This is a genomic window from Streptococcus sp. HMSC067A03 (assembly GCF_001814295.1).
GTDB classification, from domain to species: domain Bacteria; phylum Bacillota; class Bacilli; order Lactobacillales; family Streptococcaceae; genus Streptococcus; species Streptococcus constellatus.
On the sequence record NZ_KV815659.1, the window covers coordinates 35,822 to 60,405 of the forward strand.

Below are 24,584 nucleotides of genomic sequence, written 5' to 3' on the forward strand. Positions count from 1 at the left end.
CATGGAACAAACATTTTTTATTATAAAGCCAGATGGTATAAAACGTGGTTTGGTTGGAGAAGTACTGAAGCGCGTGGAACGACGTGGTTATAAAATTGAACGATTAGAAATGAGAACGAATGTTCCAAACCATATAATTGATCAGCATTATGAAGCTCTATTAACAAAAGAGTTTTACCCCGCAATTCGTGAGTATATGACAAGTGGGCCTTTGATTATTGGTGTGCTATCGGGTAATCAAGTGATTTCAGGTTGGCGTCACATGATGGGGACAACCCGTCCAGAAGAAGCTCTACCAGGGACGATTCGTGGGGATTTTGCGCAAGCAGCTGAGGATGGTGCAACGATTCAAAATGTTGTTCATGGTTCAGACTCTGAAGTGTCAGCCAAACGAGAAATTGCCCTTTGGTTCGATGAAGAATGAAGCAATAAATATAAATGTGAATTGAGAGAAGAACTACATTAATCGCTGTTATTCTCTCTTTTTTATTATAAGATTCACGTCTGGTATGTTATAATAAAAAAGAATTGACGATACTTTAGGATATTGAAATTGATTGTTGTATCAAGGAGGAGATATGTCAGATAAAAAAATTCATTTAGTAATTGTGACAGGAATGAGTGGGGCAGGAAAGACTGTAGCCATCCAGTCTTTTGAAGATTTGGGCTATTTTACGATTGATAATATGCCTCCTACGCTAGTTCCTAAATTTTTGCAGTTGGTTGAAACAACGCAAGACAATGACAAAATTGCCATGGTTGTGGATATGCGCAGTCGTTCTTTCTTTTCGGAAATTCAACAAGTTTTAGATGAAATTGAAAATAACGATGGACTTGATTTTAAAATTTTATTTCTAGATGCAGCAGACACAGAATTGGTCGCTCGTTACAAGGAAACACGACGTAGCCATCCTTTAGCGGCAGATGGGCGTATTTTAGACGGGATAAAATTAGAGCGGGAATTACTTGCACCATTAAAAAACATGAGCCAAAATGTGGTAGATACGACTGACTTAACACCACGTGCATTACGTAAAACAATTTCTGAGCATTTCTCGGACTCAACAAAACTCCAATCATTTCGCGTTGAAGTGGTAAGTTTCGGCTTTAAATACGGTATCCCGTTAGACGCGGATCTTGTTTTTGATGTGCGTTTTTTACCAAATCCTTATTACCAACCAGAACTCCGCAATCAAACAGGGCTTGATAAAGCAGTTTATGATTATGTCATGAATCATACGGAGTCAGAAGAATTTTATCAACATTTAGTGGCACTTATCAAGCCTATTTTGCCGGGTTACAAAAAAGAAGGAAAGTCTGTTTTGACAATTGCTGTCGGTTGTACAGGTGGTCAACACAGAAGTGTCGCTTTTGCTCAACGTTTAGCCGATGATTTGGCTAATGATTGGACTGTTCATTCGTCTCATCGAGATAAAGACCGTAGAAAGGAAACGGTAAACCGTTCATGAGAAAACCTAAAATTGCTGTTATCGGTGGTGGTACAGGAATTTCTGTGATTTTAGACAGTTTGCGTAAGAAAGATGTAGATATTGCAGCCATTGTAACAGTCGCTGATGACGGAGGAAGTTCAGGTGAATTACGGAAAAACATTCAGCAATTAACACCACCAGGTGATTTACGAAATGTTTTGGTGGCTTTGTCGGATATGCCTCGTTTTTATGAAAAAGTCTTTCAATATCGCTTTGCAGAAGAAGACGGTGCTTTAGCTGGACATCCTCTTGGAAACTTGATTATTGCCGGAATTTCAGAAATGCAGGGTTCGACTTATAATGCTATGCAGCTGTTGACCAAGTTTTTCCACACAACTGGCAAGATTTATCCGTCTTGTGATACACCTTTGACGCTTCATGCAGTATTTACGGATGGAAGTGAGGTGGCTGGAGAAAGTCATTTGGCAGAGCACCAAGGTATGATTGAACGAGTTTATGTCACCAACACCTATAATGACCAAAAACCAACTGCTAGTCGCAAAGTGGTGCAGACAATTTTAGAAAGTGATATGGTAGTTTTAGGACCGGGATCATTGTTTACCTCTATCTTACCCAATATGGTGATAGAAGAAATTGGGCAAGCGCTCTTGGAAACCCAAGCAGAGATTGCTTATGTTTGTAATATTATGACGCAGCGTGGTGAAACCGAGCATTTCACAGATAGTGACCACGTAGCTGTTTTGCATCGTCATCTTGGGAAAGCATTTATTGACACGGTTTTAGTGAACATTGAGCAAGTTCCTCAAGAATATATGAATTCTAATAAATTTGATGAATATTTAGTGCAAGTTGAACATGATTTTCAAGGCCTGAAAAAACAAGTTCCTCGTGTCATTTCGTCTAATTTTCTTCGCTTGGAAAATGGCGGAGCTTTTCATGACGGTAAGTCTGTGGTAGATGAACTGATGAAGATCATACAGGTGCGTAAATGAGTTTTACTATTAAAGTGAAAGAAGAATTGCTTGGTCTAGGTAGGCAAGACAAAACGGAATTATCTGCAATTATTAAAATGTCAGGGAGCTTAGGAATTGCTAATCAAGGTTTGACATTATCCGTTACAACAGAGAATGCAAAAATTGCTCGCCATATTTATGAATTATTGGCAGCTTTTTATCACGTTAAGTCTGATATTCGCCATCATCAAAAAACAAATCTTCGGAAAAATCGTGTTTACACTGTTTTTTTAAATGAAAGTGTGGAACAAATTTTAGCTGATTTGCACTTGGCAGACTCTTTTTTTGGAATTGAAGCAGGTATTGATCAAGCTATTTTATCAGATGACGAAGCTAGCCGAGCTTATTTGCGTGGGGCTTTTCTGTCAAGTGGCAGTATGCGCGATCCAGAGTCAGGAAAATATCAGTTGGAAATCTTGTCGGTTTATTCTGATCATGCCGAAGGGTTAGCAACCTTAATGCGAAAATTTTTGTTGGATGCGAAAACAATTGAACGTAAAAAAGGTTCGGTGACCTATCTGCAGCGGGCTGAGGACATCATGGACTTTTTAATTGTGATTGGTGCTATGAAAGCAATGACAGAATTTGAATCACTCAAACTTGTGCGGGAGGCTAGGAATGACTTAAATCGAACAAATAATGTGGAAACGGCCAATATTGCTCGTACAGTAACGGCTAGCATGAAAACCATTCACAATATTAGCAAGATTATTGATACAATTGGTTTAGAGGGTTTGCCTGTTGATTTACAGGAAGTCGCTTATCTGCGTGTCAACCACCCCGATTATTCTATTCAGCAATTGGCAGATAGTCTTAGTAAGCCTCTGACGAAAAGTGGTGTCAATCATCGTTTGAGAAAAATCAATAAAATTGCAAATGAACTGTGAAAATCAGTATCAATAATCTATATATTATAGATTAAATAAATATAAAAATGTTGTAAAAAAGTATTTGATTAGTAATAGCAAGTCTGATGTTATCGTTTTTCTAGTCAAATGATTCTAACTTTTTTACTTTTTTTATGTTTCCTCTTGCCAACATCCTATTTGTGTGTTATATTTAACTAGTTAAATATAAACCAGTTAAATAAATAGGAGACTAATATGAAATACAATAAAAAACTTTTAACATTAGCGGGAATTATTTTAGCTTGTAATCTTTGCTTGACTGCTTGTCATTCGCGTTCGTCTAATCACTCAAATAGTAAGGATAAATTAAAGCTAGAACAAGCGATGGTTTGATTTTAGATCATGATGGGCATACACATTTTATTTTTTATTCTGATTTAAAAAATAGCAAATGGGCTTATCTGATTCCAAAAGACGGGCAAGCACCTGCTACCTCTCCTCAATTGACAAATCAAACAGGAACTGTGGATGATGGCTATATTTTTAATCCTAAAGATATCGTTTCAGAGGATCAGTATGGTTATGTTGTCCGCCATGGAGACCATTATCATTACATTTGGAAACATTCTTTGGGAAATGGTTATGAAGGCCAACATTATAGTCCAAATCCATCTGGAAATGGTGCAGGACAGATTTCTCAGCCAAATTATACACCGACACCATCTACTCCTAAACATCAGGGGACAGATAAACGTCAGTTTGCGGGGATTGATTTTCCAACGAGTGATGGATTTTTGTTTAACGGCAAGGGAATAACAGGAAAGACACCTGCTGGTTTGTTAGTAGATCATAATGGGCATACACATTTTATTCCTTATGAACAGCTGATTCGCTCACCGTGGGAATCTTTGATTCCAGCAGAATACAAAAAGGATGCTGAAGATGCGTATTACGGTAGAAAAAGACCGACACCACCATCTCCAGCACCTTCTAAAGAAGATGAAGAAATTGCAAAGAAAAAGGCTTATTTGGCTCAGCAATTAGGAATAGATGAAAACTTAATTGAAGTGATTGATACGGAAAAAGGAAAGGTATTCCTCTATCCACATGGCGATCACAAACATTCGACATTGATTAGTGAAATTGATACTAGCAAGCCGTTTGATCCTCACGGTAATCCACATGCTCATGATAAAGTTGGTATGGCAACTTTAAAAGCGTTAGGATTTGATGATGAAATCATTGAAGATATTTTACATGCCACTGCCGACACACCATTTCCTTCAAATGAAACAGATTTGGAAAAAATGAAAGCATGGTTAGCGACTGTCAAATACTTAAATATTGGTCAGCGAAAAGATCCTCTTGAACGCAAAGGTTTACATCTCATGCCAAATCTTGAAGTTCTTGGTATTGGTTTTACACCTATTAAAAACATTAGACCTGTTTTGCAATTTAAGCACCTAAAGCAACTTTGGATGACAAAAACAGGGGTTACTAACTACGATTTCTTAAAAGAAATGCCAACTTTAGAAGGACTGGATATTTCACAGAATGGTATTTCCGATTTATCTTTCTTGAAGGATTATCCAAATCTTAAAACGGTCGCAGCAGCAGGAAATAATATCAGTAATATTGCACCTTTGGCTCAGCTAAAGAATCTAGAATCATTGAATCTTGATTATAATAACATCTCCGATATTGTTGCGTTAACACATCTATCAAGATTAAAAGCAGTCAGTTTAGAGTATAATCAACTGCAGGATGTATCTGCTTTGAGTCAAAAAGCAGAATTAACCAAGCTATTCTTATCACATAATCCTAACTTGGATATCAATACACTGAAAGCTTCGCACCTCGAAGAATTAACCGTTGACAATTCAAATGTTCGAAGCTTGGACTTTTTGAAGTCAAATCCAAATTTAACCACTCTTAGTATGAATGGTAATCGCTTGACTTCGCTTACAGGTATTGAAGTTGCGAAGAACTTAGTGACATTCTCTGCTAATCAAAACAATATCAATTCTTTAACGATTCAAGGTACTCAAACTTCCTTAAAGAATTTGAGTTTAGGTGAGAACGAACTAAAAAATTTGGAAGGTGTAAATCAGTTTACAGCTTTAGAAAATTTGAATGTTACTAAAAATAAAATCACAACATTATCACTTCAAAAACCAAATACCACAGTTACTTATATCGATGTTAGTTATAATCATATTTCAAAAGAAGAACTTGAATTGAATGAAAAACGAATTCCAAAGGCTTTGGCGAAATATTTCACAGCTGTTCAAGGCGGTAGTATTAACAATAATACCTCTGATGCAAAAGATGAAAAAAATAAGGAGGCTCAAAAGGATAAGCAGCCTAAGGAAGCGGTTGAAAAAGAGAAAGAACATTCGGATAAACCAGCTCCTTCTGTAGAAACTAGCAGTAAGTCAGACAAAAGAGAAGCTGATAAGCCGGCTGCATCTTCTGAGGAAGCTTCTAGCAAGCAGAAGGCAGAGTCAAAAGATACGACTAAGCCATCATCGGAAACATCTAAAACTTCCGAAAAAGATAATTCAAAAAATGAGCAAACAAAACTAGCAGAAAAAGAAAGACAAAATGGTTCAACAGCGAATAAAATAGCTGAGAAATAATCTTTATTAACTCCATAAATGAAAAATGCAATTTTTTCTTGAAATAGTTTTGAATTTGTGATATAGTTATAAAAATTAAATAATCCTTTAAATCTGTCCCGTGAGGCAGACAAGGAGTCAAAGTATAAGATGGTGTCGCACAGTGAGGCTGTTGGTAGTTTCTCTGTGCTTGCCTAGATTTTCTGAAGTCTCCTTGTGAAGGAGACTTTTTCTATTTTTAAGGAGGCTTTCTATGAAAACGAAAGAAGTTGTTGATGGTTTGACAATGAAACGTGCTATTACACGCATTACTTATGAAATCATCGAACGCAACAAAGAGCTAGACAAGATTGTCTTGATTGGTATTAAGACCAGGGGGGTTTACATTGCCCAACGGATTCAGGAACGGTTGGCACAGCTTGAAAAGGTCAATGTACCTATCGGTGAGTTGGATACTAAACCATTCCGTGATGACTTTAAGGTGGAAGAAGATACGACACACGTTCCGGTTGATATTACAGATCATGAAGTTATCTTGGTGGATGATGTGCTCTATACAGGACGCACCATTCGTGCCGCTATTGATAATTTAGTTAGTTTGGGACGTCCGTCACGTGTTAGCCTGGCTGTTTTAGTAGACCGCGGACACCGTGAATTGCCGATTCGAGCAGATTATGTGGGCAAAAACATTCCAACTAGTCGAACAGAAGAAATTATTGTGGAAATGATAGAACAGGATGGTCAAGACCGTGTCTTGATTGCGGAGGGGTTATAAGAAAATGAGTCAAAATGTAAAATACGATGTTCATGATATGCCAAAGCCAGGTCTACTTGTAGGATTGTCATTTCAGCATTTGTTTGCGATGTTTGGAGCGACGGTTTTGGTTCCAATTCTGGTTGGAATTGACCCAGCAGTTGCCTTGTTTTCAAGTGGTCTTGGAACATTAGCGCATTTAACAGTTACTAAATACAAAGTACCAGCTTATATGGGTTCTAGCTTTGCTTATATTGCAGCCATGCAAATGTTGATGAAAACAGACGGTATCGCTGCTGTCGCTCAAGGAGCTATTACTGGTGGTCTGGTTTATTTCATTGTCGCTCTCACTGTAAAATTTGCTGGAAACGCTTGGATTGATAAAATTTTGCCGCCAGTTGTTGTAGGACCAATCATTATGGTTATTGGACTAAGTCTGGCCAGCACAGCGGTAAACGATGTCATGTTAAAAGATGGTAAATATAATTTAACTTATTTCATTATTGGGATTGTTACTCTCTTTGCAGTCATTCTTTTCAATATTTATGGTAAAAAGATTGTAGGAATTATTCCAGTGCTGTTGGGCTTGATTGTAGGATATGTCTTTGCGCTCGTTCTTGGAGCGGTAACAGGAGAAGACATCATTTCCTTTACAAAAGTTTCTCAAGCTTCATGGTTTCATGTCCCACCTATGCATCTTCCCTTCTTAGACTATAGCGTTAAATTCTATCCAAGTGCAATTTTAACAATGGCGCCAATTGCATTTGTGACTATGACAGAGCATTTTGGTCATGTCATGGTACTGAATAGTTTGACCGAAAAAGATTTCTTTAAAGACCCGGGATTGGATAAAACTCTTGCTGGAGACGGTCTTGCACAAGTGATAGCTGGGATTTTTGGTGCACCACCAGTGACTAGTTATGGTGAAAATATTGGTGTGATGGCTTTAAATAAAATCTATAGCGTTTATGTTATTGCAGGCGCAGCAGTACTTGCGATTGTGATGAGTTTTGTCGGAAAAGTATCGGCACTCTTACAATCTATTCCAACTCCAGTTCTAGGCGGTATTTCTATTGCGCTCTTTGGAGTCATCGCTTCTAGTGGTTTGAAAATTTTAATTGAAAAACAAACAGACTTTGATAATAAGAAAAACCTGTTAATTGCCAGTGTAATTTTAGTTGCAGGAATTGGCGGCTTAACGCTTCAACTTTCAGGTCTGCAAATTTCGGGAGTTGCTTTATCAACAGTTCTTGGAATTGTGCTCTATCTTATTCTGCCGGAACCTAAAAATTAGTTTAGACACCTAACTTTATTAAAAGAAATATCTCGTATCTAATAAAAGGAGAAATCACATCATGTCATCCAATCAAATCGCTCTTAAAAATGTTGTATCAATGGAAACTCTTACGAATGAGGAAGTATTGAGTTTGATTAAACGCGGAATTGAATTTAAAAATGGAGCGAAAGCTCATTTTGATGAACGACATACTATTTCTAATCTTTTCTTTGAACCATCTACACGAACTCACAAAGCTTTTGAAATGGCTGAATTGAAGCTGGGATGTAATTTGCTTGATTTTGATTCAAAAACGAGCTCCATCAATAAAGGTGAAACCTTGTATGATACGATATTAACCATGTCGGCTCTGGGAGTAGATGTTTGCGTCATTCGGCATCCAGAAGTGGATTACTACAAGGAATTGATTGAAAGTCCAACGATTACAACTGCAATTGTCAATGGTGGAGATGGTTCTGGTCAACATCCAAGTCAAAGTTTGCTGGATTTGATGACCATTTACCAAGAATTTGGGCATTTTGATGGCTTGAAGGTAGCAATTGCTGGTGACTTAGATCACTCGCGCGTGGCCAAGTCAAATATGCAAATCTTGAAGCGTCTGGGTGCAGAACTTTATTTTGCAGGTCCAGAGGTATGGAGAAGTGAAGAATTTGCAGATTATGGGCAATTTGTCACACTTGATGAAGTCGTTGACCAAGTGGATGTCTTAATGCTTCTGCGCGTGCAGCACGAGCGTCATGATGACGATTCACTCTTTTCAAAAGAAAATTATCATAGATTGCACGGCTTAACTCAGGAACGATATGACAGACTGAAGGATACAGCCATCATCATGCATCCAGCTCCAGTCAATCGCGATGTTGAAATTGCAGATCATCTGGTAGAAGCTCCAAAATCGCGGATTGTAGAGCAAATGACAAATGGTGTATTTGTCCGTATGGCAATTATTGAGTCTGTTTTAAATGGACGAAAAGAGCAATAGACACTAAGGTATTGCTGTAAGAACAAACGGAGGGGAAAATGGAAAAACGCTTGTTAATTCTGGAAGATGGGACAGTATTTGAAGGAGAGGCATTCGGGGCTGATATGGATGTGACCGGAGAAATCGTCTTTAATACAGGTATGACCGGTTATCAAGAATCTATTACAGATCAATCATACAATGGGCAAATTTTGACCTTTACCTACCCGTTAATCGGAAATTATGGAATTAACCGTGATGACTACGAATCGATCACTCCTACTTGTAAAGGGGTGGTTGTTTATGAGTGGGCACGAAGGGCAAGCAATTGGCGCAATCAGATGACCCTAGACGAGTTTTTAAAGGTCAAGAAAATTCCAGGAATTGCTAGTATTGATACGCGGGCATTGACGAAAATCATTCGGCAACATGGGACGATGAAGGCAACATTGGCTAATGTTGGCGACCAAATGGTGCATCTTCAAGATCAGTTGAAGGCTACTGTTTTGCCGACTGATAATATCAAACAAGTTTCAACGAAAACATCGTATCCAGCACCGGGTTCAGGTCCTAGTATTGTGTTAGTTGATTTTGGATTGAAACATTCGATTCTTCGTGAATTGGCGGCACGCAATTGTAATGTGACAGTTGTTCCCTATGATACAAGTGCAGCAGATATTCTTCACCTTCACCCTGACGGTGTCATGTTATCCAACGGTCCAGGTAATCCAGATGATGTACCGCAAGTGCTAGAAATGATTCGAGGGATTCAAGGAAAAATTCCTCTTTTTGGTATCTGTATGGGACATCAACTTTTTAGTAAAGCAAATGGCGCTCAAACCTATAAAATGAAATTCGGTCATCGTGGTTTTAATCATGCTGTCAGAGAGATTGCGACAGGGCGGATTGATTTTACCAGTCAAAATCATGGTTATGCTGTTAGTAGGGAGAATTTTCCAAACGAGTTGATGGTTACGCATGAGGAGATTAATGACAAGTCTATTGAAGGGGTACGGCATCGCTTTTTCCCTGCTTTTTCAGTACAATTTCACCCTGATGCTGCACCAGGTCCACATGATGCCAGCTATCTCTTTGATGAATTTATGGACATGATTGCTGCCTTTCAATTGAAACAAAGTGGTAAGTGACACTCGATGTTATACTGAAAGTTGACAAATAGAGAAAGGAGAAGGGCAAGTTCTCGTATTTGCTTAACCGAATACGGGATGCGGACTTTGCAAAAAAGATAAGTACATCCTAGACGCGAGCGTCGTCGGCTAGTTTCCTATTTTTGCTATATCCGCTTAACGCCCTTAATATCTTATAAATGCCTAAACGTACAGATATTAAAAAAATTATGGTGATTGGCTCTGGTCCCATTATCATTGGACAGGCTGCTGAATTTGATTATGCAGGAACCCAAGCCTGTCTTGCTTTAAAAGAAGAAGGTTATAGTGTCGTTCTGGTCAATTCAAACCCAGCAACAATCATGACAGATAAAGAAATTGCAGATAAGGTCTATATTGAACCGATTACTATTGAATTTGTAACCCGAATTTTAAGAAAAGAACGTCCCGATGCCATACTGCCAACTCTTGGTGGACAGACGGGGCTCAATATGGCGATGGAATTATCTAAAGAGGGTATTCTAGATGAGTTAGGAGTTGAACTTTTAGGAACCAAGCTGTCTGCTATTGATCAGGCCGAAGATCGCGATCTTTTCAAGCAATTGATGGAAGATTTAGAACAGCCCATTCCAGAATCTGATATTGTTAATAGCGTTGACGAAGCTGTTGCATTTGCTGCTAAGATTGGCTATCCAGTCATTGTTCGTCCGGCATTTACGCTTGGCGGCACAGGCGGCGGTATGTGTGCAGATGAGAAAGAACTTCGTGAAATTGCTGAAAATGGTCTCAAACTGTCACCTGTAACGCAATGTCTGATTGAGCGTTCTATTGCTGGCTTTAAGGAAATCGAATATGAAGTTATGAGAGACAGTGCAGATAATGCTCTAGTTGTCTGTAACATGGAAAATTTTGATCCAGTTGGTATTCATACAGGGGATTCTATCGTTTTTGCGCCAACGCAGACACTTTCAGATATCGAAAATCAAATGCTGCGTGATGCTAGTTTAAAAATTATTCGTGCCCTTAAGATTGAAGGTGGTTGTAATGTACAGCTGGCTCTGGATCCGCATAGCTTTAAATACTATGTCATTGAGGTTAATCCACGTGTCTCACGTTCATCAGCTCTAGCTTCTAAAGCAACTGGCTACCCTATCGCTAAATTAGCTGCAAAAATCGCTGTTGGTTTAACTCTGGATGAGATGATTAATCCAGTTACGGGGACAACTTATGCCATGTTTGAACCAGCTTTGGACTATGTAGTGGCTAAGATTCCACGTTTTCCATTTGATAAATTTGAACATGGTGAACGTCGTCTTGGAACACAGATGAAGGCGACTGGTGAAGTCATGGCTATTGGGCGTAATATTGAAGAAAGTCTTCTCAAAGCTTGCCGTTCACTGGAAATTGGTGTTTATCATAATGAAATGGCTGAACTTGCTGATGTCAGTGATGATGATTTGGTTGCAAAAATTGTCAAAGCACAAGATGACCGTCTTTTCTATCTTTCTGAAGCCATTCGTCGTGGATATTCCATTGAGGAACTGTCGGATTTAACAAAAATTGATCTTTTCTTTCTTGATAAGCTCTTGCATATCTTTGAAATTGAAACAGAATTAGCAGCCAAGGTTGGTGATATTGCTATTCTCAAAGAAGCTAAGCACAATGGTTTTGCTGATCGAAAAATTGCTGATATCTGGCAGATGACAGCAGATGCTGTTCGCAAGCTTCGTCTTGACAACAAGATAATTCCGGTTTATAAGATGGTTGATACTTGTGCGGCTGAATTTGAATCTGCAACACCGTATTTCTACTCGACTTACGAATGGGAAAATGAGTCCATCAAATCAGGAAAAGAATCCGTCATTGTTTTGGGTTCAGGTCCGATTCGTATCGGACAGGGAGTTGAATTTGATTATGCGACAGTTCATTCTGTCAAAGCCATTCAAAACGCAGGTTATGAAGCTATTATCATGAATTCCAATCCTGAGACCGTTTCAACAGATTTTTCAGTTTCTGATAAACTTTATTTTGAACCGCTAACTTTTGAAGATGTTATGAATGTAATTGAGTTGGAGCAACCTAAAGGTGTCATTGTTCAGTTTGGCGGACAAACAGCTATCAATTTGGCAGAACCATTATCGCATGCTGGTGTGACAATTCTGGGTACGCAAGTAGCTGATCTTGACCGTGCAGAAGACCGTGATCTTTTCGAGCAGGTTTTAAAGGATTTAAATATTCCTCAACCGCCGGGACAAACAGCAACAAATGAAGAAGAAGCGGTCGCTTCGGCTCGTAAAATTGGTTTTCCAGTGCTTGTTCGTCCATCTTACGTTCTTGGGGGACGTGCTATGGAAATTGTTGAAAATGAAAACGATTTACGCTCTTACATGCGAACAGCTGTAAAGGCCAGTCCGGATCATCCTGTATTGGTTGATTCTTATTTAGTCGGCAGTGAATGTGAGGTAGATGCCATTTCTGACGGTAAGGACGTTCTTATTCCCGGCATTATGGAACATATTGAGCGTGCCGGTGTCCACTCAGGAGATTCTATGGCTGTCTATCCACCGCAAACTCTTTCAAAAGAAGTTCAGGCAACCATTGCAGATTATACAAAACGCTTGGCTATCGGACTAAACTGTATCGGGATAATGAATATTCAGTTTGTCATCAAAGACGAAACCGTTTATGTTATTGAAGTTAATCCGCGTGCCAGTCGAACAGTACCGTTTTTATCTAAAGTGACAGATATACCAATGGCACAAATTGCTACTAAATTGATTTTAGGAAGCAGTCTGACTGAGCTTGGCTATAAGGATGGCCTTTATCCAGAAAGTCAAACTGTTCATGTTAAAGCTCCAGTCTTTTCCTTCACCAAATTAGCTAAGGTTGACAGTCTTTTAGGACCTGAGATGAAATCTACAGGCGAAGTCATGGGGACTGATTCAACTCTTGAAAAAGCGCTTTATAAAGCTTTTGAAGCATCTTATTTCCACCTTCCTGCTTTTGGTAATGTCATTTTTACCATTGCTGATGATACTAAAGAAGAAGCATTGGCGTTAGCACGTCGTTTCTCAAATATTGGTTACAGTATTTTAGCCACGGAAGGTACCGCTAAATTCTTTAAAGAAAATGGTATTCAAGCGCAATTAGTTGAAAAAATTGGTACAGATGATCATAATGATATTCCAGCCTTTATTTGCAAAGGCAAGGTTCAGGCAATTATCAATACGGTCGGAACAAAGCGAACGGCAGATGAACATGGCCAGGCTATTCGTCATTCTGCCATTGAACATGGAATCCCACTTTTTACTGCGCTTGATACAGCCAATGCCATGCTTCAAGTTTTAGAAAGCCGTAGCTTCATGACAGAAGCGATTTAGACTGGGTTAAGATATATTAAGTTTTATGCAAACCTTTTCAATTCTTGAAAAATCTGTTATAATGAAAATGAAAATAGTTATTAGAGGAGAGTAGTATGTCTAAAAAAATCATTGGGATTGACCTAGGTGGCACATCTGTTAAGTTTGCAATTCTAACCCGAGAGGGAGAAGTTCAAGAAAAATGGTCTATTAAGACAAATATTTTAGATGAAGGTAGTCATATTGTTGATGATATGATTGAATCTATCAATCATCGCTTGCGACTATTGGGACTTGGGGCAGAAGATTTCATTGGAATTGGCATGGGTTCACCTGGTGTTGTGGATCGTGAAAAAGGAACGGTTATTGGGGCTTATAATCTCAATTGGAAAACTTTACAACCTGTAAAAGAAAAGATTGAGAAAGCAACTGGTATTCCTTTCTTTATTGATAATGACGCAAATGTAGCTGCTCTTGGCGAACGTTGGAAAGGTGCTGGTGAAAATCAGCCTGATGTTGTGTTTATGACTCTTGGAACAGGTGTCGGTGGTGGTATTGTCGCGGAAGGTAAACTACTGCATGGTGTAGCTGGAGCAGGAGGAGAATTGGGCCATATTACAGTTGATTTTGATCAACCAATCCTTTGTACTTGTGGCAAGAAAGGTTGTTTAGAAACAGTAGCTTCTGCAACAGGTATTGTTAATTTAACGCGTCGCTACGCTGATGAATATGCTGGTGATGCAGAGCTAAAAAAACTGATTGATAACGGCGAAGATGTTAATGCAAAAATAGTCTTTGACTTAGCTAAATCTGGAGACGAATTAGCTCTCATTGTTTATCGAAATTTTTCTCGTTACCTTGGTATTGCCTGTGCAAACATTGGATCAATCTTAAATCCATCAACGATTGTTATTGGTGGTGGTGTCTCTGCTGCAGGAGAATTTTTACTAGATGGTGTTCGTAAGGTTTATGAAGAAAATTCTTTCCCACAAGTGCGTACTTCGACAAAACTGGCACTTGCAACGCTTGGAAATGATGCAGGTGTCATTGGAGCAGCTTCATTGGTTCTTCAATAATTCTACTAAAATGGAAAAAATAATCCAAATAAGGCATTTACAATTATTACAAAATTTGTTATGATATTAGTTAGTGTGTAATGGAAGCACTAGAAAACGACTAATCCGCTGTGGTCTTGAACTGTAAGATTAGTAAGATAGGAGAAGAAAAATGAATCCATTAATCCAAAGTTTGACTGAAGGTCAACTTCGTACTGATATTCCTGCATTCCGTCCTGGTGATACTGTTCGTGTTCATGCGAAAGTTGTCGAAGGAAACCGCGAACGTATCCAAATTTTCGAGGGTGTGGTTATCGCTCGTAAGGGTGCAGGTATTTCAGAAAACTATACTGTTCGTAAAATCTCTAACGGTGTAGGTGTTGAACGTATCTTCCCACTTCACACACCACGTGTTGAAAAGATTGAAGTAGTGCGTTACGGTAAAGTACGTCGTGCGAAATTGTATTACCTTCGTGCATTACAAGGTAAAGCTGCGCGTATTAAAGAAATTCGCCGTTAATGTAGAAATAACTCTGTCTGTCGGCAGAGTTTTTCTCTAGTCCCCTTAGTTCAATGGATATAACAACTCCCTCCTAAGGAGTAGTTGCTGGTTCGATTCCGGCAGGGGACATCGTAATATGCTGAAAGCTCTTGTTACTAAAGAGCTTTTGTTATGTTTGGCCAAATTTGTATATTTTGAAAGCGAAACAAATAAAAGCTAAAGTAAGTTTTGTTTCTATAGCAGTGAGAGAAAGGAGGAAAATATGAAAGCTTATTTTATTGGTGGTTTAGGGTGTAATCGTTTCTATCCTCAAGACTTTTTCGACTCTTTGCATTTTCCAGTTGTTTATCTGGATATGTATGATTCTAAGTTGAAAGAACGATTAACTTCATTACAGGCTTTGAAAGACTGGTTTGTAGCACAAGTTGATATGGAAGATGATATTCTGTTAATTGCCCACTCTTTGGGAGCAGATTTAGCAGTTTATCTAACAAGTGTTTATGATAATATTATGCATCTCGTCTTACTAGATGGTGGATATATTGATATGGACAAGATTTGCCCTTTAAATGTAGAAATAGAAGATGCTTTGAATTATCTTCAAACGAATACTTATAGAAATTTAGAAGAAGCTATTATGGCAGAAAAGCAAAATGCCACTGTGTGGTCTGAAAATATAGAGAGAGCAGTTAAAAAAAGTTTTGTATTTGACGAGGTCCAAAGGTATTGGCATTTGAACTTGTCTGAAATACTACTCACTCGTTTGTTAACTATTAGACGACAAACTACGGGGAAACTATCTCTTTTACAGAATAGAAATGTGATATTGTTTATTCCAAGAGTAAATCAAAGTACGCCTATCAGGAAACAGAATGCTTTGAAAAATATTCCGGATTTTATAGACATTCTAGAAGTGTCTGGCTGTGGTCATTCCTTATATACAGAAAAACCAAAAGAAATAGCAGCATTACTTAGAGATAAAATAGATACTAACCGGCTTTTTGACAAAAAAGAGACATAGTTTTCACTTTTCTAACCGAGGTTCAATAAAATCGTTTCTAAACTAATTCGTATTTATCGGATTTAGTTTTTTTATTTCTATTATTTCTGTATTGTTTCACTATTTTCTTTCTTTAGTTTTAGGTTTATTTAAGAAAAAATTCAGTCACTTTTAAGAAAAAGTGGATATGATAGGTACATTCAAAAGAAAGAGCATGAGGAGATAAAAATTTAAAGTTAAGTATATTGATTTGATACGCTTTATCATAAAGAAGAGCTGAATCATTGCAATGTTCTTTGTAACACAGTCTCTGAATGCTTAAAAATAGAAAGAAGGAATTTGACAAAAATGAAACAAGAGAATACAAGTAGAAAAGAGAAGATGATCATAGTGGAAAAAAGTACGAAATGGTGGATGACTGTTGTAGCAAGCGGATCACTTGCTGTCGGTCTTCTTGGTGGGCTAGGTATTGGCTCATTGGCGACAAATGCACTTAATCAGCAAACTAAAGTACAGACAAGTACGACAACTCAGGCGCAAAAAAACCAACAAGGAAACCAAGGTGGCCCGGGAATACCTCCGGGTGGACAAAGTGGAAATAACCAAGGTGATCCCAATGGAAGACCTTCCCAACAAAACGGTGACCAAAATGATAATAGTAATAGTCAAAATGGATCAGGAAATAATAATAACTCAAAGAAAAAAGCTCCATCAAATGCTGACGGTTCGACTAAATCAGACAAGAATAGTAGTACGACAGAAAATAATGACTCAAATACAACAAATTCTTAATATTTTAGAGAAAGTCATGCTATAATAGAATCAGAATAGCAGAAAGTCAGTAGATTGAGTTTTAACATGAAAATGTGAAAATAGTGCTTGGTTCATAATTAAGAGAATGGGGAAGAAGTGGAATTTTAAAATTTTTAGTTCTTATTCTATTCTGAAAGAAACAGGATGCTGCTTAAATGCTCGGCTATTGCGCCGTTTAGTACATAACGAATTATTGATTGAGGGATATTTGTCCTAAACTCATATTTTTAGAAGGAAAAGCGTATGATTAAGATTCTATTAGTAGAAGATGACCTTGGTTTATCTAACTCAGTATTTGATTTTTTGGATGATTTTGCAGATGTCATGCAAGTTTTTGATGGTGAGGAAGGATTGTACGAAGCTGAAAGTGGTGTGTACGATCTTATCTTACTTGATTTGATGTTACCGGAAAAAGACGGTTTTCAAGTATTGAAGGGATTACGTGAAAAAGGTGTTACAACACCGGTATTGATTATGACAGCTAAAGAGAGTTTGAATGATAAAGGACATGGCTTTGAGCTGGGAGCCGACGATTATTTGACCAAACCATTTTATTTGGAAGAGTTAAAAATGCGGATTCAAGCTCTTTTGAAACGATCGGGCAAGTTTAATGAAAATACTCTTTCTTATGGCGATGTAACCATTAATTTGTCAACGAACACGACACTTGTAGATGGAAATGAAGTAGAGTTACTCGGAAAAGAATTTGATTTATTAGTATATTTCTTGCAGAATCAAAATGTTATTCTACCGAAGACGCAGATTTTCGATCGCTTATGGGGGTTTGATAGTGATACAACCATTTCAGTTGTAGAAGTTTATGTCTCAAAAATTCGGAAAAAATTGAAAGGGACGACCTTTGCGAATAATCTTCAAACACTTCGCAGCGTCGGATATATTTTAAAAGATGCTGAATAAACTAAAAAAAGCATGGTATGCGGATGATTTTTCTTATTTCATTCGCAATTTTGGTATTTTTACTCTCATTTTCTCAGCTATGACCTTGATTATCATTCAAGTTATGCGCTCAAGCCTTTATACAACGGTAGATAACAATTTAAAAAGCTTGAGTCAAGATTCGGCTTCTGTGATTAATTTAGCACTTGCTCGAAAAGTAGGGCTAGATCAAAAGTCAGAAAATGGAGAGCCTAAAAGTGGAACAGCTGACAAAGAGTTGACAGATAAACCAAATGTTAGTGCCAATACAGAAGTTATTTTATTTGATAAGAATTATAAGCCGATTATTACAAGCAATAATTTCTTAGGGTTCAATAAACTTTCCTTTAATAGCAAGCAATTAGACCACATTCGTCAGATTCAAGTAAAAAGCAATTATGGTCGAGAAGAAACCTATCGAATGATTTTATTTGAGGTAAAACTGCCTAATTTGGAGACCAATGTCAAATACGCAGCGGTTTTTATCAATATCAGTCAATTGGAACAAACTAGTCAAAATCATGAACAGTTGATTGTGGTGGTGATGATTAGTTTCTGGGGAATTTCCTTGATTGCTAGTGTTTATCTTGCACGGGTCAGTGTTAAACCTCTTTTAGAAAGCATTCAAAAGCAAAAAAGTTTTGTCGAAAACGCTAGTCATGAGTTGCGTACACCTCTAGCTGTGTTGCAAAATCGTTTGGAGACTTTATTTAGAAAGCCAGAAGCTACTATTATGGAAGCCAGTGAAAGCATTGCTTCTAGTTTGGATGAAGTGCGGAATATGAAAATGTTGACGACAAATTTACTCAATCTAGCACGGCGTGACGACGGGATTAAACCAGAAATTGGCGATGTCGAGCCAAATTTCTTTAATACAACTTTCACCAACTATGAAATGGTTGCCGCAGAGAATGGGAAAATTTTCCGATTTGACAATAGGATTCACCGCGTAATTAAAACGGATAAAACCTTACTGAAGCAATTGATGACTATCTTGTTTGATAATGCCCTGAAATATACAGATGAAGATGGTGTGATTGAATTGACAATCTCTGCAAATGATCGAAATTTGTTTTTGAAGGTTTCGGATAATGGTCCGGGGATTAGTACGGCAGATAAGAAAAAGATTTTTGATCGTTTTTATCGTGTTGATAAAGCACGGACTCGGCAGACAGGTGGTTTTGGTTTAGGGTTGTCGCTTGCAAAGCAAATCACAGAAGCTCTTAAAGGAACCATTGCAGTGAAAGACAATAAGCCTAAAGGAACTATTTTTGAGGTGAAGATTGCGATTCGAACGGATAATAAAAAGAAAAAATAGATTTAGGATACTTTCAGTGTGCCTGTAAAGAAAGTTATTCCGAAAGATGATAATAAAACACGACCAGGTCAAGACGAGTTGTTAGCTAATCTTGATTTGGTCGTGTTTTTTTCTTGTTTAAAAGCATAGTTGAATGAGAATGTCAACATCGTTCTTTCTTGTTTTCATATGCCTGGCGGACGAAGCAAGTAAATTTCAGTTTATTCCGTCAGCCCGGCAGACGAGTTGTCTAAGTTTCGGTTTATTCTGTCGACTGGGCGGACGAGCCACCTAAGTTTTAGTTTATGCTGTCAGCCGGGCGGACGGGGGTCTCAACTTTCTGTTTGCTTCGTCGCCCCAATCGACAGAGAGAGCGAATTTGGGTTTAGCTCTCTCTGTGTTCCTTATTTTACTGCGCAGACCAGACGCTAACTGATTTTTCTGCAACTGGGAAATCTGCCCAGCCGTCTTCCTCGATTATCACGGCTGAAGAATTGTTTCCTAAGTAATCTTTAAACTCCTTACCAGCCCAATTTTCACCAATATACATGCGTTTTGAATTAGCTTGATCATTTGTCAAAATAACAGCAATTGGCTGTCCATTGTCTTTGCCTGAACGGGTCCAAGCAATGCAATGCTCGTCGTCAAAATAATCCGTCTGTTCGCCATAGGCTAAGTTGAGACGAACATCTAATAATTTATCAAGAACTGTTTGGAAGCTGGCTTGAGCGAATTCGCCGTTGATACCATAGTAGTCTCCATAGAAAACGCAAGGTAGACCTGCTTTACGCAATAAAATGAGAGCATAAGCAGCAGGCTTAAACCATTCTTCAACAGTTGATTCCAGCGCTTGTCCACGTTGTGTGTCGTGATTATCGACAAAAGTAACAGCCGATTCAGGATGATTTTTGACGAGTGTTTGTTCAAAAATATTTCTCAAATCATAGTCCACTCCAGCGCGACTAGCATCAAATAGATTATGATGAAGCTTGACATCAACTAAATCAAAACGATAGTCAATGCTTCCTAAATAATCGTTATTTGCAGTTTCATCACCATTCCAAAACTCTCCAAAGACATAGAAATCTTCTCCATACTTCGCCATAATATCACGGATAAAATTTCTCATAAAGAAAGAGTCGATATGCTTAATAGCGTCTAACCTAAAGCCATGAATGCCAGTCGTTTCGATAAACCAATCTGCCCAATCATAAAGGTTTTGAATGACTTCTGGGTGCTTAAAATCAAGGTCAGCATACATGAGATAATCAAAATTGCCATTTTCGTTATCAACTAAGTCATCATCTGCCCACCCTTTGTTGTCTCCTTGAATGAGATAAATCCCTGATTTATTCCGTTGAGCATCATAATCAGTCCCAGTAAAGTGATACCAATGCCACTCAAAATCATTGTATTTTTTGTGGCGACCTGGGAACGTGAATTTAGTCCAACCTTTAATTTCAAAAGGTTCAGAGAGTGCAACTGTACGATCGTTTGGGTCAACTTCAATAACAGTAAATCGCTCTTTGTAATCTGCTGCTGCTTTGTGATTTAAAACGATATCTGCAATAGGCTCGATTCCATTTTCTTTGAGCGACTTAATAGCTTTCAAATATTCTTCTTTTAAGCCGTACTTTGTTCGAATCGTTCCTTTTTGGTCAAACTCGCCTAAATCAAATAGGTCATAGATACCGTAACCAACATCGTTGGAACTAGTAGCTTTAAAAGCTGGTGGCATCCAAACCTTGCGAATCCCTTTAGAAGCTAGATGTGGGGCATCTTTTGCTAAGCGATTCCAATGTTGTCCGTCATTTGGTAGATACCATTCAAAATATTGCATCAATGTTTGATTTTCCATACGAGATACTTCTTTCTTATCTTGATGGCTATTATTTTATCAAAATAACTCTTTTGACGCAAACGTTTGCGTAAATTTTATAGAATCAGAAACGATAAAATGGATTGAAACTGTTATTTTGAAGGTATATAATAAAGCTAGTGAGCTATTTTTATTAAAAAGTTGAAGGAGCCATTGATGAAAAATAGGATTCAAGATATTTTTGACAAGAGCATGGTGATTGAAAGTTTTACGCATACGGATTTGGAAAGAAATATTGAAAATTTTCTCAATCAATATATTGGCAGTCTGCCGTATTTTCAGGAGCATTCGGATTACTTTGGCACATATCAGATTCCGAATGATTTTTTTCATCGCAGCGTGAATTGGGCTTTAGTAAAACGTCATTGTGCAGATACAGTGATTTTGTTTCATCACCATGATACAGTTGATATTGAGGATTTTGGCAATTTAAAGGAAATTGCCTTTGATAATATGGCTTTGAAAAAGGCTTTAGCAAGTTCTGCACTGGGTCAGGATGTGTTAGAAGATATAATTTCTAACGAATGGCAATTTGGTCGTGGATCATGTGATATGAAAGCTGCATTGGCTTTGCAATTGGGAGTAGTCGCAGAATATGCGAGCAAAGCAGAAGGGAAAGTGAATCTTCTTTATTTATCGGTTGGAGATGAGGAATCCTATTCTCAAGGAATGCGAGCTGCAGTAGGTTTGCTTTCTGATTTGAAGAAGAAATTTCATTTAAATTATATCTTGGCTATTGATTCAGAACCATTTGAAAGCAATTCAGCTCAGGAAAAAGTGCTGCATGTTGGAACAGTTGGGAAAATGATGCCTGTCGTGGTTACGCAGGGTATTCTTTCCCACATGAAAGAGCCTCTCAAGGGGATCAATGCTGTTTCGCTTCTAGCAAAAGTAGTAGAAAAAATTGATCTTAATCCTCTCTTATCGGATTTGATTGATGAAGAGCGGGCTCCTTTGCCCTCATGGTCTTATATGCGTGATTTGAAGGAAAATTATGATGTATCAACTGTTCTCAGGGCAGCGGGCTATTTTAACGTTCTTTATTTAGATAAAAGTCCGAAAGAGCTGATGATGACAATTCAACATCTTTGTCAAGAAGCTGTTGATGAATTTTATGAGCGTTATCAGACTTTGCAGGTGGTTTATAAAGAGTATAAAAAAGTCACAAAACCTCGTGTACTGACTTATGATGAGTTAATCCAGTTATGTCAAAAGAAGTCTGGATTTGAAGAATTTATGCACAAGGTAACCCGATCTGCTCATAAAGCATTTCAAGCGGGCTTAAGCTATCAAGAAATAACCATTGAAACTGTTCAAAAGGTGTTAGATTTCTATGATAAAAAGGAAGCATTTGTGGTGCTGACCATTGCACCACCTTATTATCCTTCTATGAATTGCCGGCATCTGAAAAATAGTGTGGTTGATATTGAAAAACTCATTGCACTTTATAGTAGATACTTAGCTGATACGGCGGCTGCTCGTCTAACAGTAGAAGAGTTCTTTATGGGAATTTGCGATGTTAGTTACTGTGCTTTAGAAAAATCTGTTGAAGAATATCAGAAAATTATCGATAGTATGGCTGTCCCTGAAAATTTATATCCGATTGATTTCGATAAAATTCAGGATATCAATGTTCCTGGAATCAATCTGGGTCCTTGGGGAAAGGATTTGCATCAGTTAACAGAACGCGTCTATGAAAAGGATATGTTGAAGACGATTCCTCAATTTCTGTTATATTTGTTAGAACACATTGACAGCATTAAAAAATAAAACAAGAGAGCTATATTCAGTTTAGTTAGGGATATAGCTCTTGTTTTTTATGAAAATTGTGCTAAAAAGTTATCTAGTTCCTTTTGATTGTGAAGGGTTATCCATTTAGAAGCGTACATTTTTTGAAGTTTTTCATAACGTGTGCGAATGTTTATCGTTCGCCCGTCATGTAGAATCCAGCGGATAAATTCCCAATCAAATTTTTCAATGCACCCCTTTGCCGTACTATCGCGATTTTTGCCACGATAAATCAGATAACGCTTAAAAGCACGATAGAGACAACTCCAACGTGAGAAATTTAAAAAAATAATTCGGTCTGCTTGTTTCATTCTCTCTTCATAGCAGCAGGAGCTGTAGTTTCCGTCTATCACCCAGTTTTCTTTGGCTTCTAAAAATCCTTTAACTTGCTCTTGCATCCAGCTGCGGTCACTCATTTCCCAATTGGGTAGAAACTGCAGTGTGTCTAAATGCAATTTGGGAATAGAGTAATACTGGGCTAATTTGGTCGTTAAAGTAGATTTTCCCGATCCAGAATAACCAATGATTGTAATTTTCATGTCTAGCCTTTCTGTTTTCAGCAACAAAAAAAGCTCCATTGAGCTCTTTTTTACGTTATGCAGATTATTTTGCAAGTTTTGTAGCAAGACGTGCTTTATCGCGGCTCGCTTTGTTTTTATGAATCAAACCTTTAGTTTCTGCTTTATCGATAGCTGAGCTTGCAGCGCGGAAAAGTTCTTCAGAAGGATTTGCTTCAAATGCTTTAATTGCAGAACGCATAGCTGATTTTTGAGCTGAGTTTTTTTCGTTTTGTTTAACGTTTAATTCAGCGCGTTTGATAGCTGATTTAATATTTGCCAATGTTTTCACCTCCAATGATATACTAACTATCTAATTATATATGAAAAGTTGAAATTTGACAAGCCTTTTTATTTTTTAAGATAAATTTCATCAATTTCATGATTTGCTGTTTTATGAAGAATAATTTCGGCTCGGTTGCGTGTGGGTTCAATATAATCCTGTAAATTGACAAGATTAATAGATTTCCAGACATTTTGAGCAAATTCCATGACTTTGTTTTCTGGCTGAGAAGTGAAAGGATGATAATAGTTAGTTGGCTCTTCTTTTGCTAAAGTGAGCAATTTTTTAAAACGATCCAGATACCAAGTTTCGATATTTTCAACTTCTGCATCCACGTAAATCGAAAAATCAAAGAAATCCGTCATGTAGAGACGTTCATTTTGTGGATTTTGAAAAACATTGATACCTTCAACGATGACAAAATCTGCGGCTGTAACATACTGTTTTTCGTCTGGAACAATATCATAAATTTCATGAGAATAAACAGGAATTTGATAATCCTTTCCATTTTTGATATTGTCCAAAAAGTCAAGCAAGAGCCCCATATTATAGCTTTCTGGAAAGCCTTTGCGCTTGAGAAGATTTTGCTCCTGCAAGTGAGCATTTGGATAAAGAAATCCGTCCGTCGTCACCAATTCAACAGTAGCATTTGAAAATGTTCTAGATAAAAGGATTTGCAAGAGCCGACTGGTAGTAGATTTTCCAACAGCAACGCTGCCAGAGACACCGATAATAAACGGTTGGCGTTTGATAGCTTTCTGTAAAAAAATACCTTTTGAAAATGCTAAATCTTCTTTTGAGCGCTTATAAATTTGGATGAGATTGGTCAAGGGAAGATAAACATCTGTTACATCTTGAAGGCTAATCTTATCATTGAAACTTTTGATGGAATTTAGCTCTTTTTGCGTTAAAGGTGGAGTTGTTTTGCGATGTAAGTTTTGCCAAGTTTTTCGACTAATTTTTTCAAAATGGATAAATTCGTTATTCATAGAGGACTCCTATTAATATGACCATTAGTATATCATAATTTTAAACAAATTGTAAAC

22 protein-coding genes and 1 tRNA gene are annotated in these 24,584 nt (G+C 37.7%); 19 read left to right on the forward strand and 4 right to left on the reverse strand.

What is annotated here, in order from left to right:
- Position 1 precedes the first annotated feature (1 nt).
- From ndk to HMPREF2963_RS05765, 18 genes are all read left to right on the forward strand, one after another.
- Positions 2–424, forward strand: a complete 423-nt coding sequence (gene ndk, locus HMPREF2963_RS05685; RefSeq protein ID WP_070669180.1) for a nucleoside-diphosphate kinase — start codon at positions 2–4, stop codon at positions 422–424.
- A 154-nt stretch (positions 425–578) separates the two neighbouring features.
- The gene (gene rapZ / locus HMPREF2963_RS05690) at positions 579–1,469 is read left to right on the forward strand and encodes an RNase adapter RapZ (protein WP_003068901.1); all 891 of its coding nucleotides are present in this window, start codon (positions 579–581) and stop codon (positions 1,467–1,469) included.
- Positions 1,466–2,443, forward strand: coding sequence for a YvcK family protein (locus HMPREF2963_RS05695; RefSeq protein WP_003035601.1), 978 nt, complete (start codon positions 1,466–1,468; stop codon positions 2,441–2,443). Before rapZ ends, HMPREF2963_RS05695 begins: the two co-directional genes overlap by 4 nt.
- Positions 2,440–3,351, forward strand: a complete 912-nt coding sequence (gene whiA, locus HMPREF2963_RS05700; protein WP_070669183.1) for a DNA-binding protein WhiA — start codon at positions 2,440–2,442, stop codon at positions 3,349–3,351. The genes HMPREF2963_RS05695 and whiA overlap by 4 nt, the downstream gene beginning before the upstream one ends.
- 216 nt (positions 3,352–3,567) lie before the next feature.
- Complete coding sequence (locus HMPREF2963_RS09720) at positions 3,568–3,705, forward strand: hypothetical protein (protein ID WP_261786510.1); 138 nt, start codon at positions 3,568–3,570, stop codon at positions 3,703–3,705.
- On the forward strand, positions 3,702–5,951 hold the full coding sequence (locus tag HMPREF2963_RS05705; RefSeq protein ID WP_261786511.1) for a pneumococcal-type histidine triad protein: 2,250 nt from the start codon (positions 3,702–3,704) through the stop codon (positions 5,949–5,951). The genes HMPREF2963_RS09720 and HMPREF2963_RS05705 overlap by 4 nt, the downstream gene beginning before the upstream one ends.
- A 232-nt stretch (positions 5,952–6,183) precedes the next feature.
- Positions 6,184–6,705, forward strand: a complete 522-nt coding sequence (gene pyrR / locus HMPREF2963_RS05710; protein WP_003072874.1) for a bifunctional pyr operon transcriptional regulator/uracil phosphoribosyltransferase PyrR — start codon at positions 6,184–6,186, stop codon at positions 6,703–6,705.
- 4 nt (positions 6,706–6,709) lie between these two features.
- Positions 6,710–7,978, forward strand: coding sequence for a uracil-xanthine permease family protein (locus HMPREF2963_RS05715; RefSeq protein ID WP_037596932.1), 1,269 nt, complete (start codon positions 6,710–6,712; stop codon positions 7,976–7,978).
- A gap of 61 nt (positions 7,979–8,039) precedes the next feature.
- On the forward strand, positions 8,040–8,963 hold the full coding sequence (locus tag HMPREF2963_RS05720) for an aspartate carbamoyltransferase catalytic subunit (RefSeq protein WP_070669185.1): 924 nt from the start codon (positions 8,040–8,042) through the stop codon (positions 8,961–8,963).
- Positions 8,964–9,001: 38 nt separating this feature from the next.
- On the forward strand, positions 9,002–10,090 hold the full coding sequence (locus HMPREF2963_RS05725; protein ID WP_006269370.1) for a carbamoyl phosphate synthase small subunit: 1,089 nt from the start codon (positions 9,002–9,004) through the stop codon (positions 10,088–10,090).
- Positions 10,091–10,269: 179 nt separating this feature from the next.
- Entirely contained in the window at positions 10,270–13,449 is a 3,180-nt protein-coding gene (gene carB / locus HMPREF2963_RS05730) for a carbamoyl-phosphate synthase large subunit (RefSeq protein ID WP_070669186.1), read from the forward strand.
- Positions 13,450–13,544: 95 nt separating this feature from the next.
- A complete protein-coding gene (locus HMPREF2963_RS05735; RefSeq protein ID WP_048800108.1) occupies positions 13,545–14,504 on the forward strand; it encodes an ROK family glucokinase in 960 nt (319 codons plus the stop codon).
- A 151-nt stretch (positions 14,505–14,655) separates the two neighbouring features.
- Positions 14,656–15,003 carry a 50S ribosomal protein L19 gene (gene rplS, locus HMPREF2963_RS05740; RefSeq protein WP_003024326.1) on the forward strand — a complete coding sequence of 116 codons (348 nt, stop codon included), beginning with the start codon at positions 14,656–14,658 and terminating at the stop codon, positions 15,001–15,003.
- Positions 15,004–15,042: 39 nt separating this feature from the next.
- Positions 15,043–15,114, forward strand: a tRNA-Arg gene (locus tag HMPREF2963_RS05745).
- Positions 15,115–15,247: 133 nt separating this feature from the next.
- Positions 15,248–16,006 (forward strand): alpha/beta hydrolase, encoded by a 759-nt coding sequence (locus HMPREF2963_RS05750; RefSeq protein WP_070669188.1) that lies wholly within the window; start codon positions 15,248–15,250, stop codon positions 16,004–16,006.
- A 327-nt stretch (positions 16,007–16,333) separates the two neighbouring features.
- Positions 16,334–16,777 (forward strand): hypothetical protein, encoded by a 444-nt coding sequence (locus tag HMPREF2963_RS05755; protein WP_070669189.1) that lies wholly within the window; start codon positions 16,334–16,336, stop codon positions 16,775–16,777.
- 264 nt (positions 16,778–17,041) lie between these two features.
- Complete coding sequence (locus tag HMPREF2963_RS05760) at positions 17,042–17,716, forward strand: response regulator transcription factor (protein ID WP_003068917.1); 675 nt, start codon at positions 17,042–17,044, stop codon at positions 17,714–17,716.
- Complete coding sequence (locus HMPREF2963_RS05765; protein ID WP_003068918.1) at positions 17,706–19,052, forward strand: sensor histidine kinase; 1,347 nt, start codon at positions 17,706–17,708, stop codon at positions 19,050–19,052. Before HMPREF2963_RS05760 ends, HMPREF2963_RS05765 begins: the two co-directional genes overlap by 11 nt.
- A 388-nt stretch (positions 19,053–19,440) precedes the next feature.
- Here HMPREF2963_RS05765 and HMPREF2963_RS05770 read toward each other — a convergent pair whose 3' ends face one another.
- A complete protein-coding gene (locus HMPREF2963_RS05770) occupies positions 19,441–20,889 on the reverse strand; it encodes an alpha-amylase (RefSeq protein WP_070669190.1) in 1,449 nt (482 codons plus the stop codon).
- 177 nt (positions 20,890–21,066) lie between these two features.
- Between HMPREF2963_RS05770 and HMPREF2963_RS05775 the strand changes: the two genes are divergently transcribed.
- On the forward strand, positions 21,067–22,680 hold the full coding sequence (locus HMPREF2963_RS05775) for a M20/M25/M40 family metallo-hydrolase (protein ID WP_070669191.1): 1,614 nt from the start codon (positions 21,067–21,069) through the stop codon (positions 22,678–22,680).
- A gap of 47 nt (positions 22,681–22,727) precedes the next feature.
- Here HMPREF2963_RS05775 and HMPREF2963_RS05780 read toward each other — a convergent pair whose 3' ends face one another.
- From HMPREF2963_RS05780 to coaA, 3 genes are all read right to left on the reverse strand, one after another.
- The gene (locus HMPREF2963_RS05780; RefSeq protein ID WP_049477276.1) at positions 22,728–23,237 is read right to left on the reverse strand and encodes a DNA topology modulation protein; all 510 of its coding nucleotides are present in this window, start codon (positions 23,235–23,237) and stop codon (positions 22,728–22,730) included.
- 64 nt (positions 23,238–23,301) lie between these two features.
- Positions 23,302–23,538, reverse strand: coding sequence for a 30S ribosomal protein S20 (rpsT, locus tag HMPREF2963_RS05785; RefSeq protein WP_006269392.1), 237 nt, complete (start codon positions 23,536–23,538; stop codon positions 23,302–23,304).
- A gap of 68 nt (positions 23,539–23,606) precedes the next feature.
- Positions 23,607–24,527, reverse strand: coding sequence for a type I pantothenate kinase (gene coaA / locus HMPREF2963_RS05790; protein WP_006269389.1), 921 nt, complete (start codon positions 24,525–24,527; stop codon positions 23,607–23,609).
- Positions 24,528–24,584: the final 57 nt, after the last annotated feature.

What these genes read in the sequence shown, in the direction of transcription:
- ndk (WP_070669180.1), top strand. Translation starts at nt 2, where the DNA reads ATGGAACAAACATTTTTTATTATAAAGCCAGATGGTATAAAACGTGGT.
- rapZ (WP_003068901.1), top strand. Translation starts at nt 579, where the DNA reads ATGTCAGATAAAAAAATTCATTTAGTAATTGTGACAGGAATGAGTGGG.
- HMPREF2963_RS05695 (WP_003035601.1), top strand. Translation starts at nt 1,466, where the DNA reads ATGAGAAAACCTAAAATTGCTGTTATCGGTGGTGGTACAGGAATTTCT.
- whiA (WP_070669183.1), top strand. Translation starts at nt 2,440, where the DNA reads ATGAGTTTTACTATTAAAGTGAAAGAAGAATTGCTTGGTCTAGGTAGG.
- HMPREF2963_RS09720 (WP_261786510.1), top strand. Translation starts at nt 3,568, where the DNA reads ATGAAATACAATAAAAAACTTTTAACATTAGCGGGAATTATTTTAGCT.
- pyrR (WP_003072874.1), top strand. Translation starts at nt 6,184, where the DNA reads ATGAAAACGAAAGAAGTTGTTGATGGTTTGACAATGAAACGTGCTATT.
- HMPREF2963_RS05715 (WP_037596932.1), top strand. Translation starts at nt 6,710, where the DNA reads ATGAGTCAAAATGTAAAATACGATGTTCATGATATGCCAAAGCCAGGT.
- HMPREF2963_RS05720 (WP_070669185.1), top strand. Translation starts at nt 8,040, where the DNA reads ATGTCATCCAATCAAATCGCTCTTAAAAATGTTGTATCAATGGAAACT.
- HMPREF2963_RS05725 (WP_006269370.1), top strand. Translation starts at nt 9,002, where the DNA reads ATGGAAAAACGCTTGTTAATTCTGGAAGATGGGACAGTATTTGAAGGA.
- carB (WP_070669186.1), top strand. Translation starts at nt 10,270, where the DNA reads ATGCCTAAACGTACAGATATTAAAAAAATTATGGTGATTGGCTCTGGT.
- HMPREF2963_RS05735 (WP_048800108.1), top strand. Translation starts at nt 13,545, where the DNA reads ATGTCTAAAAAAATCATTGGGATTGACCTAGGTGGCACATCTGTTAAG.
- rplS (WP_003024326.1), top strand. Translation starts at nt 14,656, where the DNA reads ATGAATCCATTAATCCAAAGTTTGACTGAAGGTCAACTTCGTACTGAT.
- HMPREF2963_RS05750 (WP_070669188.1), top strand. Translation starts at nt 15,248, where the DNA reads ATGAAAGCTTATTTTATTGGTGGTTTAGGGTGTAATCGTTTCTATCCT.
- HMPREF2963_RS05755 (WP_070669189.1), top strand. Translation starts at nt 16,334, where the DNA reads ATGAAACAAGAGAATACAAGTAGAAAAGAGAAGATGATCATAGTGGAA.
- HMPREF2963_RS05760 (WP_003068917.1), top strand. Translation starts at nt 17,042, where the DNA reads ATGATTAAGATTCTATTAGTAGAAGATGACCTTGGTTTATCTAACTCA.
- HMPREF2963_RS05765 (WP_003068918.1), top strand. Translation starts at nt 17,706, where the DNA reads ATGCTGAATAAACTAAAAAAAGCATGGTATGCGGATGATTTTTCTTAT.
- HMPREF2963_RS05770 (WP_070669190.1), bottom strand. Translation starts at nt 20,889, where the DNA reads ATGGAAAATCAAACATTGATGCAATATTTTGAATGGTATCTACCAAAT.
- HMPREF2963_RS05775 (WP_070669191.1), top strand. Translation starts at nt 21,067, where the DNA reads ATGAAAAATAGGATTCAAGATATTTTTGACAAGAGCATGGTGATTGAA.
- HMPREF2963_RS05780 (WP_049477276.1), bottom strand. Translation starts at nt 23,237, where the DNA reads ATGAAAATTACAATCATTGGTTATTCTGGATCGGGAAAATCTACTTTA.
- coaA (WP_006269389.1), bottom strand. Translation starts at nt 24,527, where the DNA reads ATGAATAACGAATTTATCCATTTTGAAAAAATTAGTCGAAAAACTTGG.